Origin of the sequence: Nocardia jiangxiensis NBRC 101359 (assembly GCF_000308615.1) — a bacterium.
Classification (GTDB): domain Bacteria; phylum Actinomycetota; class Actinomycetes; order Mycobacteriales; family Mycobacteriaceae; genus Nocardia; species Nocardia jiangxiensis.
Genome location: NZ_BAGB01000013.1, coordinates 191,377 through 209,366 on the forward strand (window position 1 = coordinate 191,377; position 17,990 = coordinate 209,366).

The following is a 17,990-nucleotide window of genomic DNA, read 5'->3' on the forward strand; positions in this document are numbered from 1 at the left end:
ACGACAACGTAACCGGATGAGAAGGGCGGACCGAACCCGGGCAGGTCCGGCGTCGCCTGTGCGGTCGGTCGTCGACTCAGCGGTGCTCGCGGTACCAGCCGATCAGGGCGTCGGTGGACGAATCACCCTGGGACGCAGGATCCTCGTCGGAGGTGAGCAGCGGGGCCAGCTCCAGAGCCTGCTGCTTGCCGAGTTCCACGCCCCACTGGTCGAAGCTGTCGATGCCCCAGATGGTGCCTTCCACGAAGACCTGATGTTCGTAGAGGGCGATGAGCTGACCCAGGACCGAGGGGGTCAGTTCGGGGGCGAGGATGGCGGTGCTGGGGCGGTTGCCGGGCATCACCTTGTGCGGCACCACATTCGGGTCGGTGCCCTCGGCGGCGATCTCCTCGGCGGTCTTGCCGAACGCCAGCACCTTGGTCTGCGCGAACAGGTTGCTCATCAGGATGTCGTGCATGCTGCCGGTGCCGTCGCGGGTCGGCAGATCGTCGGTGGGCCGGGCGAATCCGATGAAATCGGCCGGAATCAGCCGGGTGCCCTGATGCAGCAGCTGATAGAAGGCGTGCTGGCCGTTCGTGCCGGGCTCACCCCAGAAGATCTCACCGGTGGAGGTCGTGACCGGGGAGCCGTCCGCGCGCACCGATTTGCCGTTCGACTCCATGGTCAACTGCTGCAGGTAGGCCGGGAAACGGGCCAGATCGTTCGAATACGGCAGCACCGCCCGCGACTGCGCACCGAAGAAATTCGAGTACCACACGCCGAGCAGGCCCAGCAGCACCGGCGCGTTCTCCGCCAGCGGCGTATGCGCGAAATGCTCATCGACACTGTGCATTCCGGCCAGGAACTCCGCGAACCGCTCGCGTCCGATCGTCGCCATCACCGACAGCCCGATCGCCGAATCCACCGAATAGCGGCCGCCGACCCAGTCCCAGAAGCCGAACATGTTGGCGGTGTCGATGCCGAACGCCGCCACCCGCTCGGCGTTGGTGGACACCGCGACGAAATGTTTGGCGACCGCGTTCTCACCCAGCGCCTCCACCAGCCAGCGGCGCGCGGCGGTGGCGTTGGTGAGCGTCTCCAGCGTCGAAAAGGTCTTGGAGGCAATGATGAACAGCGTCGAGGCCGGATCGAGGCCGTCGAGTTTCGCGGTCAGATCGGCGGGGTCGACATTGGAGACGAATCGCGCGGAGATTCCGGCGTCGACATAGTGCCGCAGCGCCTGGTACACCATCACCGGGCCCAGATCCGAACCGCCGATGCCGATGTTCACCACCGTCGTGATGCGCTCACCGGTCGCGCCGCGCCACTGCCCGGAGCGCAGCGAATCGGTGAAATCGCCCATGGCGCGCAGCACTTCGTGCACTTGCGCGCCCGCGTCCTCGCCGTCGACGAGCTGCGTGGTCTCCGGCGGCACCCGCAGCGCGACGTGCTGCACCGCGCGATCCTCGGAGGTGTTGATGTGCTCGCCGCGGAACATCGCGTCGCGGCGCTCGGCCACCCCCGCGACCTCGGCCAATTCGACCAGTAGATCCAGGGTTTCGCGGGTCACGCGGTGCTTGCTGTAGTCGATGTGCAGATCCGCGATCTGAACTGTCAGCTCGCGGCCGCGCTCGGGATCCTGGGCGAAGAATTCCCGCAGTGTCCGGTCGGCGATCGCCGAGAAGTGATCGTGCAGTTTCCGCCAGGCCGCCGTCGCGGTGATGTCGCTGCTCACCGATCCGACATTACCGCCAGACCCGGGCCCGTGTCGGCAATGCATCCGATGTCGCCGGCCGCGGCGACGGGGTCGCCGCGGCCGAGGCGATCACTCGGTCCTACTGGCAGACCCACATCCAGTGGGTGCCGTAATGCTCGGCCGCACTGCCGTCCAGATGGACCCAGGCCTTGTGGCCCGGTTTGTTTCCACCGGCCCGGCACGGGTCGCCGACGTGCTCGCCGTTGGGCGGCGCGGGCGGTGTGCTGCTGTCCGGCGGAGGCTGGGTGCCCATGCCGCCGCTCCCGCTGGCGATGGGGCCGAGGTCGATTCCGGCGATGGTGGCGGCACCACCCGCGCCCGCCGAGAAGGCCGCGAGGGCGAGGGTCATGACTGCTACGGCAGCCGTTTTCTTCACGATGGATCTTCTCCTCACACGATCTTCGTTCGATCTTCGTTCGGTGTTCATCCCGGGCCGCGAACGCTGTTCGACAGGGCCGAGCGCATCCGGGCCAGACCGCCATCAGACCACGATCGGGGCCGGTCCGCAGTAACGACGACGTCGGGCCGGACCCCGCCGACCGAGGCGCATCCGAACCTCCCGGAGGGCTGGGCAACCGGGCATAGGCTGGTCACATGGTGTCCGAACGTGAACTACTCGCATCCGTCCCCACACAACTCTGGATCGGTGGCCCGGTGGATGCCACCGGTGGTGCCACCTTCCCGGTCGAGAATCCGGCGACCGGGAAAATCCTCGTCGAGGTAGCCGACGCATCCCCCGAGGACGCGATGCGCGCCCTCGACGCCGCGGTCGCGGTGCAGGACGAATGGGCCGCCACCCCGGCCCGTCAGCGCGGTGAGATCCTGCGTGCGGTCTACGAGCGGATCATCGAGCGCACCGAGGATTTCGCGCTGCTGATGACTCTGGAAATGGGTAAGGCCCTGCCCGAGAGCCGCAACGAGGTGCGTTACGGCGCGGAGTTCTTCCGGTGGTTCAGCGAGGAGGCCGTGCGGATCCACGGTCGCTATCAGACCGCGCCGACCGGCACCGGCCGCATCATGGTGCACAAGCAGCCGGTCGGGCCGTGTCTGGCGATCACGCCGTGGAACTTCCCGCTGGCCATGGGAACTCGCAAGATCGGCCCCGCGCTCGCGGCGGGCTGCACGATGATCGTCAAACCGGCCTCGGCCACTCCGCTGACCATGCTGCTGCTGGCGCAGCTGTGCCGCGAGGCGGGCCTGCCCGACGGTGTGCTGTCGGTGATCACCAGCCGCCGTTCCGGCGCGGTGACCGCACCGCTGATCAACGATCCGCGGCTGCGCAAGCTCACCTTCACCGGTTCGACGGAGGTCGGCAAGAAGCTGGTGGAGTCCTCCGCGCACGGTCTGCTGCGCACCTCGATGGAACTCGGCGGCAACGCCCCGTTCGTGGTGTTCGACGACGCCGACGTCGACGCGGCGGTCGCGGGCGCGATGCTGGCCAAACTCCGCAACGGCGGGGAGGCGTGCACCGCGGCCAACCGCTTCCACGTGCACAACTCGGTGATCGAGGAGTTCACCGAGAAGTTCGTCGCGGCGGTCCAGGAGACCAGACTCGGTGCGGGTGCGGATCCGGACACCACGCTGGGCCCGCTGATCAACGCCGAGCAGCTCGACACGGTCAGCGAATTGGTCGAGGACGCGGTGGCCAAGGGCGCGCAGGTGCGCACCGGCGGTAAGGCGCCCGGCGGTCCCGGATACTTCTACCCGGCCACCGTGCTGTCCGATGTGCCCGCCGGCGCCCGCATCCTGAGCGAGGAGGTGTTCGGGCCGGTCGCGCCGATCATCGGCTTCGATACCGAGGAGCAGGGCCTGGCCGCGGCCAACGACACCGAATACGGCCTGGTCGCCTATGTCTACACCCGGGATCTGGATCGGGCGCTGCGGATCGCCGAGGGGCTGGAGAGCGGCATGGTCGGCATCAACCGGGGCGTCATCTCCGATCCGGCCGCACCCTTCGGCGGGGTGAAGGCATCGGGCTTCGGCCGCGAGGGCGGCACCGAAGGTATCGAGGAATATCTCTCGACCAAATACATCGCACTGCCGTAGCCGGACAGCGAAAACCGCCCCGGGACCCGTGCCCGGGGCGGCCCGATGCGAAATATCTTGTCGCCGAGTCGATCTCGGCTACCGCGGACTCAGTGGCCGAGGCGGCCGCGGCCCAGGCGCAGCAGCAGCATGGCGAGCGTGTGGCCCTCCTGGCCCAGTTCGCTGAAACGCTCGAGGACCTTCATCTCGCGGGAGTGGACCAGCCGCGTACCGCCGTTGGCCATCCGGGTGCGGCCGATGCTGCGCGAGATCTCGGTGCGCCGCTTGATCGCGGCCAGGATCTCGGCGTCGAGCCGGTCGATCTCCTTGCGGAGCTTGTCGATCTCCGCCTCGCCGCTGGGCAGCGCGGCATCGGACCCGGTCGTAGTCGTAGAGGTGCTCATACTTCTTCTCCTCGTGTCAGAACTTCGATCGGCGGGTGACCTCTGGCCGTTACCGATGGGTTCCTTCACCGTGAATCAGGCCCGGTGGGCCATATATTCCCCCCTTCGACACCCATACACTCAAATGTGAAATCGGCGACCAGGTTGGGCGGCGGTCAGCCGGGCTGCAGTGGTTGCGCGAGCGCTGGACATGTGGTCAGTCTGCCATGCTCGGCACAGGGGCTACAACCTTGTCGGTGCTCGCCGGTAGCGTGGTAGGGCGATGGAGACCACGGTGGCTGACAAGAGGCGTCCGCAGGCGCGGACGGGGCAGACAGAGGATGCGGGGCGTGCGGCGCACACCCCGCACGATGCGGCGGCGGGGGCGGTCGAGCGGCTACTCGAGGGCCTGAATCCGCAGCAGCGCGCGGCGGTGGTGCACAGCGGCACACCCCTGCTGATCGTCGCGGGCGCGGGTTCGGGCAAGACCGCCGTGCTGACCCGGCGCATCGCCTATCTGCTGGCCGCCCGCGGCGTCACCCCGGGGCAGATCCTGGCGATCACGTTCACCAACAAGGCCGCCGCAGAGATGCGCGAGCGGGTGGCCGGGCTGGTCGGCCCGCGCGCGGCCAGTATGTGGGTGTCCACCTTCCACTCCAGCTGCGTGCGCATCCTGCGCACCCAGGCTGCGCTGCTGCCCGGCCTGAACACCAACTTCTCCATCTACGACGCCGACGATTCGCGTCGGCTGCTCGCGATGATCGGCCGCGATCTGGAACTGGACGCGAAGAAGTACACCCCGCGCCTGCTCGCCACGGCCATCTCCAATCTCAAGAACGAGCTCATCGATCCGGAGCGGGCCACGATCGACGCGGAATCCGACGAGAGTCAGCTGCCCCGCATCGTCGCTCAGGTGTACACCGAATATCAGCGTCGGCTGCGCGGCGCCAATGCGATGGACTTCGACGATCTGATCGGCGAGACGGTCGCACTGCTGCAACGTCATCCGCAGGTCGCCGAGTACTACCGCCGCCGGTTCCGGCACGTGCTGGTGGACGAGTACCAGGACACCAACCACGCGCAGTACGTCCTGGTCCGCGAGCTGGTCGGCCATCACGCGGCGGGTCCGGCCACCGAGGCGGACGATGCGGATGCCGGTGCGGCAGCGGTGGATCCGGAGTTCACCCCGGCCCGGCGCGAGGATGCGGTGGCCCCGAGCGAGCTGTGCGTGGTGGGCGATGCCGACCAGTCGATCTACGCCTTCCGCGGTGCGACCATCCGCAACATCGAGGAGTTCGAGCGCGACTTCCCGGATGCGGAAACCATTCTGCTGGAACAGAACTATCGCTCCACCCAGCACATCCTGTCCGCGGCGAACGCGGTCATCGCGCGCAACGAGGGCCGCCGCGAGAAGAAGCTGTGGACCGATTCGGGCGAGGGCGATCTGATCGTCGGCTACGTCGCGGACAACGAGCACGACGAGGCGTCGTTCGTCGCGCGCGAGATCGATCGCCTGGTCGATCAGGGCGATTACAACTACGGCGAGGTCGCGGTCTTCTACCGCACCAACAACAATTCCCGTGCGCTGGAAGAGATCTTCATCCGGATGGGGCTGCCGTACAAGGTGGTTGGCGGTGTCCGCTTCTATGAGCGCAAGGAGGTTCGCGATATCGTCGCCTACCTGCGCGTTCTGGAGAATCCGGAAGATGCGGTGAGCCTGCGCCGGATTCTGAACACGCCGCGCCGCGGCATCGGCGATCGCGCCGAGGCGTGTGTGGCCGTGCATTCCGAACAGCGCGGCATCGGTTTCGGCCAGGCGCTGCGCGATGCCGCCGACGGCAAGGTGGCCCTGCTCAATACGCGTGCCCAGCGCGCTATCGCGGGATTCCTGGATCTGCTGGAGGAGATCCGCGCGGCGGGCGTGCAGGAGGATCTGGATTTCCCGGATGTGGGAACCGTGGTCGAGGCGGTGCTGGACCGCTCCGGATATCGCGCCGAACTCGAGGCGTCCGACGATCCGCAGGACGGCGCCCGCCTGGACAATCTCAACGAATTGGTCAGCGTCGCACGAGAATTCAGCTCCGAGGCGCGCAACAGTGTCGAGGCCGCCACGGCGGAGGGATTGTTGCCCACCGCCGCCGAGGGTGAGCCGGATCCGGGGTCGCTGGCCGCATTCCTCGAGCGGGTGTCGCTGGTCGCCGATACCGATCAGATTCCCGACGAGGGGACGGGTGTGGTCACCATGATGACCCTGCACACCGCCAAGGGGCTGGAATTCCCGGTCGTCTTCGTCACCGGGTGGGAGGACGGCCAGTTCCCGCACATGCGCGCCCTGGGTGATCCGACCGAACTGGCCGAGGAACGTCGCCTCGCCTACGTCGGCATCACCCGTGCCCGCCGCCGCCTGTACCTGTCCCGCGCGGTGGTCCGCTCCGGCTGGGGTCAGCCGGTGTCGAATCCGGAATCCCGTTTCCTCCAGGAGATTCCGGGTCATCTGATGGACTGGCAGCGCCTCGAACCGGCCAACTCGCCCGGCGCCCGCGGCATGCGCCGCCGCGGCGAGAGCGACGGCCTGGAACGGGACTGGACGCGCGGCGACGGCTGGTCCGATCGTCCCGGCGTGCGCGGCGGCGACCGCCGCCCCGCTCCCGGCAGCGCCAAGCGCGGCAACACCAATCTCGTTCTGGCCGTGGGCGATCGGGTCAACCACGACAAGTACGGACTGGGCCGGGTGATCGCCGCCGAAGGTACGGGCCCGATCGCGAGCGTCACCATAGATTTCGGCACCGCGGGCAAGATCCGGCTCATCCCGCAATACAGCGGTGGGGTCCTGGTCAAACTGTAAGAGGTTCCCGGCCGGGGGCGTTCACGTCCCCGGCGGGATTTCTCCGCTCAATCCTCTTCGGGGCCCAGGGAAATGCCGCGACTCGCCAACCAAGGCAGCGGGTCGATGCGATCGGTCCCGTGCAGCCACACTTCGAAATGGCAGTGCGGGCCCGTGGAGAAGCCCCGGTTGCCGATGGTGGCGATCTGATCGCCCGCCATCACGTGCTGGCCGACCGACACCGTGGTGGTGTTGACGTGCCCGTAGACGGTTATGGTGCCGTCGTCGTGCCGCACCCGCACCCACATGCCGAAGCCCGAGGCCGGCCCCGCGTCGATGACGGTGCCGTCCATGACCGCGTAGATCGGTGTGCCGATCGGGCCCGCGATGTCGACCCCGGGATGCAGTACGCCCCAGCGGGTGCCGTACCCGGAGGTGAAGGTGCCGCTGGCGAACTTCACGAAGACCGGCCGGAGTTTGGCGGCGGCCTGGGCGGCGAGGCTCTCGGCGAACTGCTGCCCGTGGTGCAGCACGTCCTGGAACTGGCTGATATCGGTCACCGGCGCGGCGTCGAGCAGCTGCGGCGATTGGCTCGCACTCGCGGCGCCGTTGGTGGGTGCCGAGGCCGCGACCTGACGGATCTCACCGGTCGTCGGCGCGTCGGCGGTGGCGGGGTGCTGACTTCCGAGATGTTGCGCACCGGCCTGACCTGCAGCTACGACCGCGCCCGCGGCGACCGCCACGACGGCCGCGCGGCCCTTGAGGGCTGCGGGCGGAACGGGCATCCGGTGCGCACCCGGAACACGGGCGGGCCGGTGATCGGCATTGCCGCGCAGGCCGCGGGCGCCGAGTGTGGTGGGCGGGAACGGCTCGTCGGGCTCGTCGTAGTCGGCCTGCTCGGCTTCGTCCGAAGCCCAGGGGTCCCACTGCGCATCCTCGGAAGGCTGTGCACCCCAGTGGTATTCGGGGGACTGCTGCCACTCGTCGGGTTCGGGGGCGCCCCACGCATCCACGGGCGCATTCCACGTGTCACCAGCGGGCACGTCCCAGGTGGTCGCCGTGCCCGAGCCCGACCAGCTGTCGGCACGGCCCGCGGGCGCGGCATAGCCGCCGAAGGAGGTCGCATCGCCGAGGTTGTTCAGACCATCGCCCTCGCGCCGGTAACGCAGGGCGGACGGAGCGCGATGTCCTGGCTGAAACGGATCGCCGCTCATTACCGAATTCCCGAGGAGAAGTGCTGCCGTGCTGTCGACGGGGCGCCTGCGATGCGGCTCTCTACCTGCGGAGCGCTGTGCTGCAACAAGCCTGCCGTCCTCCTGTGCTGTGCCCGTCAGCGGCGGAATGTGGTCGTCCGGTGTAGCCCGGTCGGGAGTACAGAGACTACCGCGTCGGACGCCCTCGTTCATGCCGGTCCTGTGACCTTGTTGTGACATCGGTCGCATCGACGGTAACGAAATGATTGCGACCCGGCAAGCGCTCCCGGGCATCTCCGTCCGCATGTGAGATTCATCACATGTTTTCTCGGGAATAGCATGTTCGGCGCGATGACGGATATGTCGGATTTCGATACGACGTCGCGTAGTAGTCCAATCGTCGCGAACCGCTCGAACCCGTGGTCCCGCCGCCGCCGCGGCAACCTACTCGCCAGTAGCAGTGGCCAGCGGTTTTGCCCTCCCGGGTGCGGGCCGGTGACCTGTGCCACTTAGGCTGTATGCGGCTGATTTCCCGTGCTCGCGAGTGATTAGAGTCCGATTCGACCCGCCCTGGAACGACGGGACGCCAACAAAGTCGTTGTCACCACAACGCAGACGAGACGGTGAGTACATGGATCTCTTCGAATATCAGGCGAAGGAGCTCTTCGTGAAGCACGGAGTGCCTTCGTCGGAAGGCCGGGTCACGGACTCGGCCGAGGATGCGCGTGCGATCGCGACCGAAATCGGCAAGCCGGTCATGATCAAGTCCCAGGTCAAGGTCGGTGGCCGTGGTAAGGCCGGTGGCGTCAAGTACTCCGCGACCCCCGAGGACGCCTTCACCAACGCGCAGAGCATTCTGGGCCTGGACATCAAGGGCCACGTCACCAAGAAGATCCTGGTCGCCGAGGCCAAGGACATCGCGGAGGAGTACTACATCTCCTTCCTGCTGGACCGCTCGAACCGCACCTACCTGGCGATGTGCTCGGTCGAGGGCGGCATGGAGATCGAAGAGGTCGCCGCGACCAAGCCCGAGCGCCTGGCCAAGGTGCCGGTGGACGCGGTCAAGGGTGTCGACCTGGCCTTCGCCCGCTCGATCGCCGAGCAGGGCCACCTGCCCGCCGACGTCCTGGATGCCGCCGCGGTGACGATCCAGAAGCTGTGGGAGGTGTTCATCGGCGAGGACGCGACCCTGGTCGAGGTGAACCCGCTGGTTCGCACCCCCGAGAACGAGATCCTGGCCCTGGACGGCAAGGTCACCCTCGACGAGAACGCCGAGTTCCGCCACAAGGAGCACGCCGAGTTCGCCGACGTCGACGCGACCGACCCGCTCGAGCTCAAGGCCAAGGAGAACGACCTCAACTACGTCAAGCTGGACGGCGAGGTCGGCATCATCGGTAACGGCGCCGGCCTGGTCATGTCGACCCTGGACGTGGTCGCCTACGCCGGTGAGAACCACAACGGCGTCAAGCCTGCCAACTTCCTGGACATCGGCGGCGGCGCCTCGGCCGAGGTGATGGCCAACGGTCTGGACGTCATCCTGAACGACGCGCAGGTCAAGAGCGTGTTCGTGAACGTCTTCGGTGGTATCACCGCCTGTGACGCGGTCGCCAACGGCATCGTCAAGGCGCTGGAGATCCTGGGCAGCGAGGCCAACAAGCCGCTGGTCGTCCGTCTCGACGGCAACAACGTCGACGAGGGCCGCCGGATCCTCGCCGAGGCCAACCACCCGCTGGTGACCCTCGCGCAGACAATGGACGAAGGCGCCGACAAGGCCGCCGAACTGGCTGCGGCCAAGTAAAGGAATCAGGGCAAATGTCTATCTTCCTCAACAAGGACAACAAGGTCATCGTCCAGGGCATCACCGGTGGTGAGGGCACCAAGCACACCGCTCTGATGCTGAAGGCCGGCACCAACGTGGTCGGCGGTGTCAACGCGCGCAAGGCGGGCACCACGGTCAAGCACGTCGACAAGGACGGCAACGACGTCGAGTTGCCGGTGTTCGGATCGGTCGCCGAGGCCATCGAGAAGACCGGCGCGGACACCTCGATCGCGTTCGTGCCCCCGGCGTTCTCCAAGGACGCCATCATCGAGGCCATCGACGCCGAGATTCCGCTGCTGGTCGTCATCACCGAGGGCATCCCGGTGCAGGACAGCGCGTACGCCTGGGCCTACAACGTCGAGAAGGGTGGCAAGACCCGGATCATCGGCCCGAACTGCCCCGGCATCATCACCCCGGGTGAGTCGCTGGTCGGCATCACGCCGAACAACATCACCGGCAAGGGCCCGATCGGTCTGGTGTCCAAGTCCGGCACCCTGACCTACCAGATGATGTACGAGCTGCGCGACTTCGGCTTCTCCACCGCCATCGGCATCGGCGGCGACCCGGTCATCGGCACCACCCACATCGACGCCATCGAGGCGTTCGAGAAGGACCCGGAGACCAAGGTCATCGTGATGATCGGCGAGATCGGCGGCGACGCCGAGGAGCGGGCCGCGGCCTACATCCAGGCCAACGTCACCAAGCCGGTCGTCGGCTACGTCGCGGGCTTCACCGCTCCCGAGGGCAAGACCATGGGCCACGCGGGCGCGATCGTCTCCGGTTCGGCCGGTACCGCCGCCGCGAAGAAGGAGGCCCTCGAGGCCGCGGGCGTCAAGGTCGGCAAGACGCCGTCCGAGACCGCCGCGCTGGCTCGGGAGATCCTGGAGAAGGCCAGCGTCGAGGCCTGATCCGGCCCCAGCGCACTTCGATTCACGAAGGCCGCCAACCGAATTCGGTTGGCGGCCTTCGTCGTTGCCGGACGGTGTTCACGGTGCTGGGAATACGTGGCACAAACCCAGGGCACGGACCACGGTGCAGAACATTTCCGAAAGATTCACGGCAAACCTCCTTTTTCTCCTCCCCGAGGCACGATCCACGTGCTCACCTGGTTCATCGGCATATCATCCGGCCGACTGCGCGGTTTGCGGTGGCCGTGACCCGGGCGGTTTCGTGCAGTAGCGTCAAGAGCACATTCAAGTCTTGACAACGAGGGACTCGACAAGGAGACGACGACATGTCATACCCGTCCGGGGGCTCCGGGTACAACGCACCCGCGCCGACACCACCCACCTCCACGCTCGGTTTCGCGCAGCAGCCGGCCGCTGGTTCCGGCAGTAAAGCGGGTACCCCGGAATCGGGTGCCATGGGGTTGCCGTTCTACCTCACGGCGGGTGCCACGGTGCTCGGCATCATCAACTTCCTGTTGGGTTTCGGGCCGTTCTTCTCCACGAGTGAGAGCGGGACCAACCTCTTCACCTTGTTCGCCGCGTCGGCGCTGATCGCGCTGGTCGCGGGTGGTCTGCTGGCAGGACTGTCGCTGCTGCCCAAGCAGAATTGGCTCGGAGCCTCGGCGGGGATTTCGGCGGCCGGTTTCCTCGGGCTGATCTTCCTGATCGTGAAGCTGCCCGACGGGGTCAGCATGGGCTGGGCTGCGTGGGTGGTGCTGTTCCTGGCGCTCGTGCAGACCGCCGCGGTCGTCGTCGCGGTGCTGTTCGAGAGTGACATCCTGTCCGTGCCCGCGCCGAAACCGGCTGCGCCGCAGGCTGTTCCGGGTGCCCCCGGGGCGCCCGGATACGGTCAGCAGAGCTATGGTCAGGCGCAGCAAGGACAGTACGGTCAGCAAGCGCAGCAGGGGCAGCAGGCCCAGTACGCTCAGGCTCAGCAGGCGCAGAGTCAGCCGTCCTACGGGCAGTACGGGCAGCAGCCCGGTCAGGCGCAGTCCCCCTACGGTCAGGCGCAGCAGGGTGGTCAGTCGCCGTACGGGCAGCCCGGTCAGCAGTATCCGCAGTACGGTCAGGCGCAGTCGCCCTACGGTCAGCAGCAGTACGGCCAGCAACAGTACGGCCAGCAGCCGGGCGGATACGGCGCTCAGCCTCAGCAGCAGGCGTCGAGTCCGAGCGGCGAGGCCGCCGGTGGCCAGCAGCCGCAGTACGGCTCGCTCAGCTTCGGTCAGCAGCAGGCCGGTCAGGGTGCCGCGGCCGGCCAGTCCGGGCAGTCGGCGAGCACGCCCAAGCCGGCCAACCCCTTCGGTGAGGAGCGGCCCGCCAACCCCGCCGCCGACCCCACCACCGCATTCCGCCCCGGCGACGACGACAAGAAATAGGGCTGTATTTTTGGCCTCCGCTTCGCTGCGGCGTGTTCGCGGCCCCCTGAGTCTCACCGTTCGGCCCCGTGTCGGGTACTCGTTCCTCGCACCCGCCACGCGTCCGAGCGGCGAGACGGGCCGCGAACCTTGGGGTTGGCGTTTGTCCCGGGTGGGCGGGCCTGGGTGAGCGTTCGTGGTGTTTGTCGGCCTTCGTCGCTACGCGCCCGAACGACGGGACGGGCCGCGAACTCGGAGTTGGTGTTGTCGAGGGGGATTGGAACCAGATGCGTGAGGGTTGTATCGGCGAGTCGGGTGCGCTTCGGCGCGCCTGACTCGCCGATGTCGTGGAAGGTGCCACCCTGGGGTGTCGTGAGGTAGCGCTGTGGTGAAAGTGGGCGCGCCGACCCGTCGTGAGGGGAAGTCGTGACAGTCGCATCGGATGCCGGACGTCGCGGGAGAGTCGGACCGTGAAAGCTTCTCCCGTCCGGTGGGATCCTCGCGATTCGCGCCCGCCGCGTGACGAGAACGGCCGCGGCGCAGGGCGCTCGGGGCCAGAGGACAATCTGTTCCTGTCGCTGAGTCCGGATCGGGCTCGGGTACTGCTCATCGTCGCCGCCCGGGCGACCAGTTACACGATCGTGGTGATCGTGGCGCTGGTCCTGGTGACGTTGTTCGCCGCGGGTAGCGCGATGACCGGAGCCTCGGGTGCGATCGCCGCGGGTTGGCTTGCGGTACACCAGGTTCCGCTGGTGATCGGCCGGACGACGCTGAGTCTGCTGCCGCTGGTCCCGACCGGCCTGGTGCTGTGGCTGACCACCCGCGACTGTGCTCGCGCGGTGGAACCCGAATCCTCCCGCGCGGACCTGGGCTGGATCCTGGGTGCGGCGCTGGCGGGACCACTGCTGGTGACCGCGGTCTGTCTCGCGGTGGCCGAGGATGCGGCATCCGTGGTCGCGCTGCAGCCGCCGCAGGCCCTGGCCGCTTTCGCCTGGGTGGGCGGGTTGCATCTGGTTGCGGCCCTGGTCGGCCTGGCCGTACGGCCCAATCCGTTGCGCGACCGGGTGATCGCGCGAATTCCGCTGTGGGTCGAGTCCGCGACCCGGATCGCGGTGCGCGCGGTGTGGCGGCTGCTGCTGTGCGCGGCGGTGCTCACCGTGCTGTCCTTCCTGCTGCACTGGTCCCGGATCGGGGAGACCTACCGCGCGTCGGGGAACTTCGGCGGTGTGGTCGGGCTGTCGCTGCTGTCGCTGGCCTATCTGCCGAATACGGTGATCGGCGCGACGGGGCTGCTGGTCGGCGCGCAGGTGCACATCGGCGTCGGCGGGCTGAGCGTGTTCTCGGTCTCGGGTGCGCCGGTTCCCGCACTGCCCATCCTGGCCGCGGTGCCGACCGGCCCGGCGGCCGGATGGTGGCCGATCGTGTTGGCCGTGCCCGCCGCGGTGGGTGTGCTGACCGGGCGGGATTGCGCGCGCGGCACCTACGATCAGCCGCTGCGGCCGTGGGCGACATTGACCGCGGCGGGGGTCGGCGCGGTGATCCTGGGTGTGCTCGGCGGGATCGCCGGCGGTGAGGTGGGTTCGTTCGGTGAGATCGGGACGGGCATATTCCTCTTCGGCGGTGTGAGTTTCGCCTGGCTGGCGGTCGCCGGATATCTCGGCCTGATCGGTTCGCGCTGGTTTCTGGCCATCCCCGCCGCCGAACTCGTCGACGAGCACGAATACGTGCATGCGGGATATGCCGACGAGGATTATCGCGACGACGAATACGACCAGGAGTACACCGAAGACGGCAATTCCGACGACGCCTATTACGAGCGGGACGGTGCCGAATCCGGCGGATACGAACTCGACCGTGGTCGTGACGACCGGGATTACGACGACCGCGGCTACGACGGCCGAGGTCACGACGGCCAGGGGTACGACGAGAGCGGCTACCACGACCTCGACTACGACCACTACGCCCGGTACGGCGGTCCGCACGCGGTCGAGGAGATCGATGGTGAGGTAGTCGAGGAGCAGGCAGCGCTCGAACCGGCCGTCGATCCGGACGACATTCTGGACGCCGAGGTGGTGGAGACGGACCTGCCGGAAGGTCGCCGGTGGGACGGTAGCTAGGCTCTACAGCGGCGGTCCTCGCATCCGCCGCAAATCCTGCAGTCTCGACGCACAGGGAGTAGAGCGCTGACGACTCCGCCCGCCCAGTTGGTGCCCGCGGCCGTGCCCGCGACCGTCGTCGTGCTCGCCTCGGGGACCGGATCGCTGCTGCGTTCGCTGATCGAGGCCGCCGCGGAACCCGGTTATCCCGCTCGCGTGGCCGCCGTCGGCGTCGACCGGGCTTGTGCCGCAACCGATCACGCGGACGCCGCCGGAATTCCGCATTTCCGCGTCGCGCTGGGGGATTACTCCGATCGTGGGTCCTGGGATGCGGCGCTGACCGAGGCGGTCGTTGCGCACGCACCCGATCTGGTGGTGTCGGCCGGTTTCATGAAGATCCTGGGCCCGACCTTCCTGGCCCGTTTCGGCGGCCGCATCATCAACACCCATCCCGCGTTGCTGCCCTCGTTTCCGGGCGCGCACGGCGTGCGCGACGCGCTCGCCTACGGGGTGCGGGTGACCGGGTCGACCGTGCATCTGGTCGATGCGGGCGTCGACACCGGGCCGATCCTCGCGCAGGAGGCGGTCGCAGTGCTGCCCGAGGACGACGAGGACTCCCTGCACGAGCGGATCAAGGTCGTCGAACGGCGGTTGCTGGCGCAAGTCGTCGCCGCTGTCGCGACGCGAGGCATTGTCTCCGATGGACGAAAGGCAGTTATCCCAGATGAGCGAGTACTCCGGTGAGTGAACGCAGCGAACGACCCGCGAATGAGGCCGAGCGCAGGCCGATCACCCGGGCGCTGGTGAGCGTCTACGACAAGACCGGACTCGTCGAGTTGGCCAGTGGGCTGCATGCGGCCGGCGTGGAGCTGGTGTCGACCGGTTCGACCGCGGCGCGGATCGCCGACGCGGGCGTCCCGGTGACGAAGGTCGAGGATCTGACCGGCTTCCCGGAGACGCTGGACGGCCGGGTCAAGACGCTGCATCCGCGGGTGCACGCGGGGATCCTGGCCGACCTGCGCAAGCAGGAGCATGCCGATCAGCTGGTCGAGCTCGGTGTGGAGGCGTTCGGTCTGGTGGTGGTGAACCTGTACCCGTTCACGCAGACCGTGGCCAGTGGCGCGAGTCCGGACGAGTGCGTGGAGCAGATCGATATCGGCGGTCCGTCGATGGTGCGTGCCGCGGCGAAGAACCATCCGTCGGTGGGCGTGGTGGTGAACGTCGCCGACTACGACCGCGTACTCGATGCGGTGCGTTCGGGCGGATTCACCCTTGCCGAGCGAACCGAGCTGGCGGCCAAGGCATTTCAGCACACCGCGAGCTATGACGTCGCGGTGGCCAGCTGGATGACGAATGTGCTGACCGCGGACCAGGATTCGGCGACACAGGAGTCGGTCGAGTCGGATTCGGTTGCCGCGGTGCGGTTCCCGGCCTGGCTGGGTGCGAGCTGGACCCGCGAGTCGGTGCTGCGTTACGGGGAGAATCCGCATCAGGCCGCCGCGCTGTACACCGATGCGGCCGGTGCGCCGGGTCTGGCGCAGGCGAAGCAGTTGCACGGCAAGGAGATGTCGTACAACAACTACACCGACGCCGATGCGGCGTGGCGGGCCGCGTGGGATCACACCGCGCCCGCCGTGGCGGTGGTCAAGCATGCCAATCCGTGCGGTATCGCGGTCGGTGAGGACATCGCGTCGGCGCATCGCAAGGCGCACGCCTGCGATCCGGTGAGCGCGTTCGGCGGGGTGATCGCGGCCAATCGCGAGGTGACCGTCGAGATGGCCGAGCAGGTCGCGGAGATCTTCACCGAGGTGATCGTCGCGCCGGGCTATGCCGATGGTGCGGTGGAAGTGTTGCAGCGCAAGAAGAATGTGCGCATCCTGATCGCCGAGCCGCCCGTGCGCGGCGGTGTGGAATTGCGGCCGATCAGCGGCGGGGCGCTGTTGCAGCAGCGCGATATCGTCGATGCCGAGGGTGACGATCCGGCCAACTGGACCCTGGCCTCCGGCGAGGCCGCCGACGCGGCCACCCTGGCCGACCTCGAATTCGCCTGGCGCGCCTGCCGTGCGGTGAAGTCGAATGCGATCCTGCTGGCCCACGACGGCGCCTCGGTGGGCGTCGGCATGGGGCAGGTCAACCGGGTCGACGCGGTCCACCTCGCGGTCCTGCGCGCTGACGATCGTGCCAAGGGCTCGGTAGCCGCCTCGGACGCCTACTTCCCCTTCCCCGACGGCCCGCAGCAGCTCATCGCCGCAGGCGTGAAAGCCATTGTGCAACCGGGCGGTTCGGTCCGCGACCAGCTGACCATCGACGCCTGCCGCGAAGCCGGCGTCACGATGTACCTCACCGGCGCCCGCCACTTCGCACACTGAGCGAACTCCGGCCCGGGGACGAGACCCCGGGCCGGTGAAGCGGGAAACCTGAACGGACACAGCCGACTCCGCGGCCGCGGTGATTCGACAGTGATGAGCCGCCAACTCCGAAGATCCCCCAGGTTCGCTCACCCGGAAAACGCCAATTCCAAGGCCCGTGTGCCTGGTTGATTCCACCCCGGCGCAGCAGCCCTATTCGAGGTCACCCAGGCCCGTTCACCCTGGGTAACGCCAACACCGAGGTTCGCGGCCCGTCTCGCGACACGGGGCCGAGCGGCGAGACTCAGGGGGCCGCGAACACGCCGGAGCGAAGCGAAGGCCAGAAAATACAGACCACCCCTGCGCGGGGCTGCGGTTCCCGCGCAGGGGTGCTCTTTTCATCCAGGCACCGGGCCGTGTACATCCCGGCTCCCGGGTTTCGTCATCCCGGCGGACGCCGGGAATCGGTCTGGGGTTCCCCTTGTGTCGGACGGGAATTCGGAGTAGCTCGACGGATGCGTCGCGAGGGGGAAGTGCGTGACATGAGTGCTCTGTGGGTGTTGGACGGCCTGGAGTTTCTCTACGTAACGCTTATGTCACGCAACGTATCACTTCCGAAGTATTGGCGCTTCAGATAATCCTGCTATAACTGCTGGTAAGAATGTTTTGTGATCGACGTCACAGTAGCTGGCGAATTTATTGTGCGCTGAGCACTTTTCGGTTGCCGAGGGGTTGCTTCAGTTGGACGTCGAGGGTGCCGAATACCGCGATCATGGTGCACATGCGGCCCTGTGCCTCCGGCAGGCGACCTGAGCGCAGGGCGATGGTGACGGTGCCCGAGGTCTCGGTGGTGGTGACGTCGACGCCGAAGCAGTCCGGCGATCCGATCTGGAAGTTCACCGCGATCCGGTCGGCGGCCAGCGGGCTCCAGCTGTCGAAGGTCATCGCGTGCGCGTCGACGATGGCGGGATTCGCGGTGAACGTGCGTCCCGGATCGGGGGTGGCCTGTTCGGTCGGGGTGTTCGGCCCCGAAGATGTGCTCGTGGTCGTATCTGCCTGTGTGCCACCGTTGTTCGCCTGTCCACAACCGGCCGCCAGCAGCGCCAGCAGGGTTGCGGCGGCCGCGCCGACGCGGCGCGGTCCCGAATTCGCCTTCATGCGCCACACCCTAGTGGGCGATGCCGCCGAGCCCGTGGTGCGCACGGCGCGGCGCAACGCGAAGAGAGCCTCGGCACACGCCGGGGATCTCTTCGCGTCTGGCCGAG

Annotated in this window: 13 protein-coding genes; 8 read left to right on the plus strand and 5 right to left on the minus strand. The window is 67.7% G+C overall.

Annotated features, from left to right (window positions below; translation table 11 throughout):
• Window positions 1-76 precede the first annotated feature (76 nt).
• Window positions 77-1,714, minus strand: a complete 1,638-nt coding sequence (gene pgi, locus ON40_RS05325; RefSeq protein WP_040819062.1) for a glucose-6-phosphate isomerase — start codon at window positions 1,712-1,714, stop codon at window positions 77-79.
• 100 nt (window positions 1,715-1,814) lie between these two features.
• Window positions 1,815-2,111, minus strand: coding sequence for a hypothetical protein (locus ON40_RS05330; RefSeq protein ID WP_157186201.1), 297 nt, complete (start codon window positions 2,109-2,111; stop codon window positions 1,815-1,817).
• Between the two features lie 218 nt (window positions 2,112-2,329).
• Here ON40_RS05330 and ON40_RS05335 point away from each other — a divergent pair, with 218 nt between their 5' ends.
• On the plus strand, window positions 2,330-3,781 hold the full coding sequence (locus ON40_RS05335) for an NAD-dependent succinate-semialdehyde dehydrogenase (protein ID WP_040819066.1): 1,452 nt from the start codon (window positions 2,330-2,332) through the stop codon (window positions 3,779-3,781).
• Window positions 3,782-3,870: 89 nt separating this feature from the next.
• Here ON40_RS05335 and ON40_RS05340 read toward each other — a convergent pair whose 3' ends face one another.
• Entirely contained in the window at window positions 3,871-4,164 is a 294-nt protein-coding gene (locus tag ON40_RS05340; protein ID WP_040819067.1) for a chorismate mutase, read from the minus strand.
• Between the two features lie 262 nt (window positions 4,165-4,426).
• Here ON40_RS05340 and pcrA point away from each other — a divergent pair, with 262 nt between their 5' ends.
• Window positions 4,427-6,988 carry a DNA helicase PcrA gene (gene pcrA / locus ON40_RS05345; protein WP_040819068.1) on the plus strand — a complete coding sequence of 854 codons (2,562 nt, stop codon included), beginning with the start codon at window positions 4,427-4,429 and terminating at the stop codon, window positions 6,986-6,988.
• 47 nt (window positions 6,989-7,035) lie between these two features.
• Here the strand turns inward: pcrA and ON40_RS05350 are convergent, their stop codons facing one another.
• Window positions 7,036-8,181 (minus strand): M23 family metallopeptidase, encoded by a 1,146-nt coding sequence (locus ON40_RS05350; RefSeq protein WP_040819070.1) that lies wholly within the window; start codon window positions 8,179-8,181, stop codon window positions 7,036-7,038.
• Window positions 8,182-8,791: 610 nt separating this feature from the next.
• Between ON40_RS05350 and sucC the strand changes: the two genes are divergently transcribed.
• From sucC to purH, 6 genes are all read left to right on the plus strand, one after another.
• A complete protein-coding gene (sucC, locus tag ON40_RS05355; RefSeq protein WP_040819072.1) occupies window positions 8,792-9,958 on the plus strand; it encodes an ADP-forming succinate--CoA ligase subunit beta in 1,167 nt (388 codons plus the stop codon).
• 14 nt (window positions 9,959-9,972) lie between these two features.
• A complete protein-coding gene (gene sucD / locus ON40_RS05360; protein WP_040819074.1) occupies window positions 9,973-10,887 on the plus strand; it encodes a succinate--CoA ligase subunit alpha in 915 nt (304 codons plus the stop codon).
• Window positions 10,888-11,213: 326 nt separating this feature from the next.
• Window positions 11,214-12,302: a DUF5336 domain-containing protein gene (locus ON40_RS05365; protein ID WP_040819076.1), complete on the plus strand. Its 1,089-nt coding sequence runs from the start codon at window positions 11,214-11,216 to the stop codon at window positions 12,300-12,302.
• Window positions 12,303-12,751: 449 nt separating this feature from the next.
• Window positions 12,752-14,398 (plus strand): cell division protein PerM, encoded by a 1,647-nt coding sequence (locus ON40_RS05370; RefSeq protein ID WP_051192711.1) that lies wholly within the window; start codon window positions 12,752-12,754, stop codon window positions 14,396-14,398.
• Window positions 14,399-14,500: 102 nt separating this feature from the next.
• The gene (gene purN / locus ON40_RS05375) at window positions 14,501-15,121 is read left to right on the plus strand and encodes a phosphoribosylglycinamide formyltransferase (RefSeq protein WP_040819496.1); all 621 of its coding nucleotides are present in this window, start codon (window positions 14,501-14,503) and stop codon (window positions 15,119-15,121) included.
• Window positions 15,118-16,746, plus strand: coding sequence for a bifunctional phosphoribosylaminoimidazolecarboxamide formyltransferase/IMP cyclohydrolase (gene purH, locus ON40_RS05380; protein ID WP_040819079.1), 1,629 nt, complete (start codon window positions 15,118-15,120; stop codon window positions 16,744-16,746). The genes purN and purH overlap by 4 nt, the downstream gene beginning before the upstream one ends.
• A 675-nt stretch (window positions 16,747-17,421) precedes the next feature.
• On the opposite strand, the gene ON40_RS05385 is transcribed toward purH, so the two are convergent.
• Entirely contained in the window at window positions 17,422-17,883 is a 462-nt protein-coding gene (locus ON40_RS05385) for a hypothetical protein (protein WP_040819080.1), read from the minus strand.
• Window positions 17,884-17,990: the final 107 nt, after the last annotated feature.

Coding starts and splice junctions, on each gene's coding strand:
- pcrA (WP_040819068.1), top strand. CDS start 4,427: ATGGAGACCACGGTGGCTGACAAGAGGCGTCCGCAGGCGCGGACGGGG.
- ON40_RS05340 (WP_040819067.1), bottom strand. CDS start 4,164: ATGAGCACCTCTACGACTACGACCGGGTCCGATGCCGCGCTGCCCAGC.
- ON40_RS05385 (WP_040819080.1), bottom strand. CDS start 17,883: ATGAAGGCGAATTCGGGACCGCGCCGCGTCGGCGCGGCCGCCGCAACC.
- ON40_RS05335 (WP_040819066.1), top strand. CDS start 2,330: ATGGTGTCCGAACGTGAACTACTCGCATCCGTCCCCACACAACTCTGG.
- ON40_RS05365 (WP_040819076.1), top strand. CDS start 11,214: ATGTCATACCCGTCCGGGGGCTCCGGGTACAACGCACCCGCGCCGACA.
- ON40_RS05350 (WP_040819070.1), bottom strand. CDS start 8,181: ATGAGCGGCGATCCGTTTCAGCCAGGACATCGCGCTCCGTCCGCCCTG.
- sucD (WP_040819074.1), top strand. CDS start 9,973: ATGTCTATCTTCCTCAACAAGGACAACAAGGTCATCGTCCAGGGCATC.
- sucC (WP_040819072.1), top strand. CDS start 8,792: ATGGATCTCTTCGAATATCAGGCGAAGGAGCTCTTCGTGAAGCACGGA.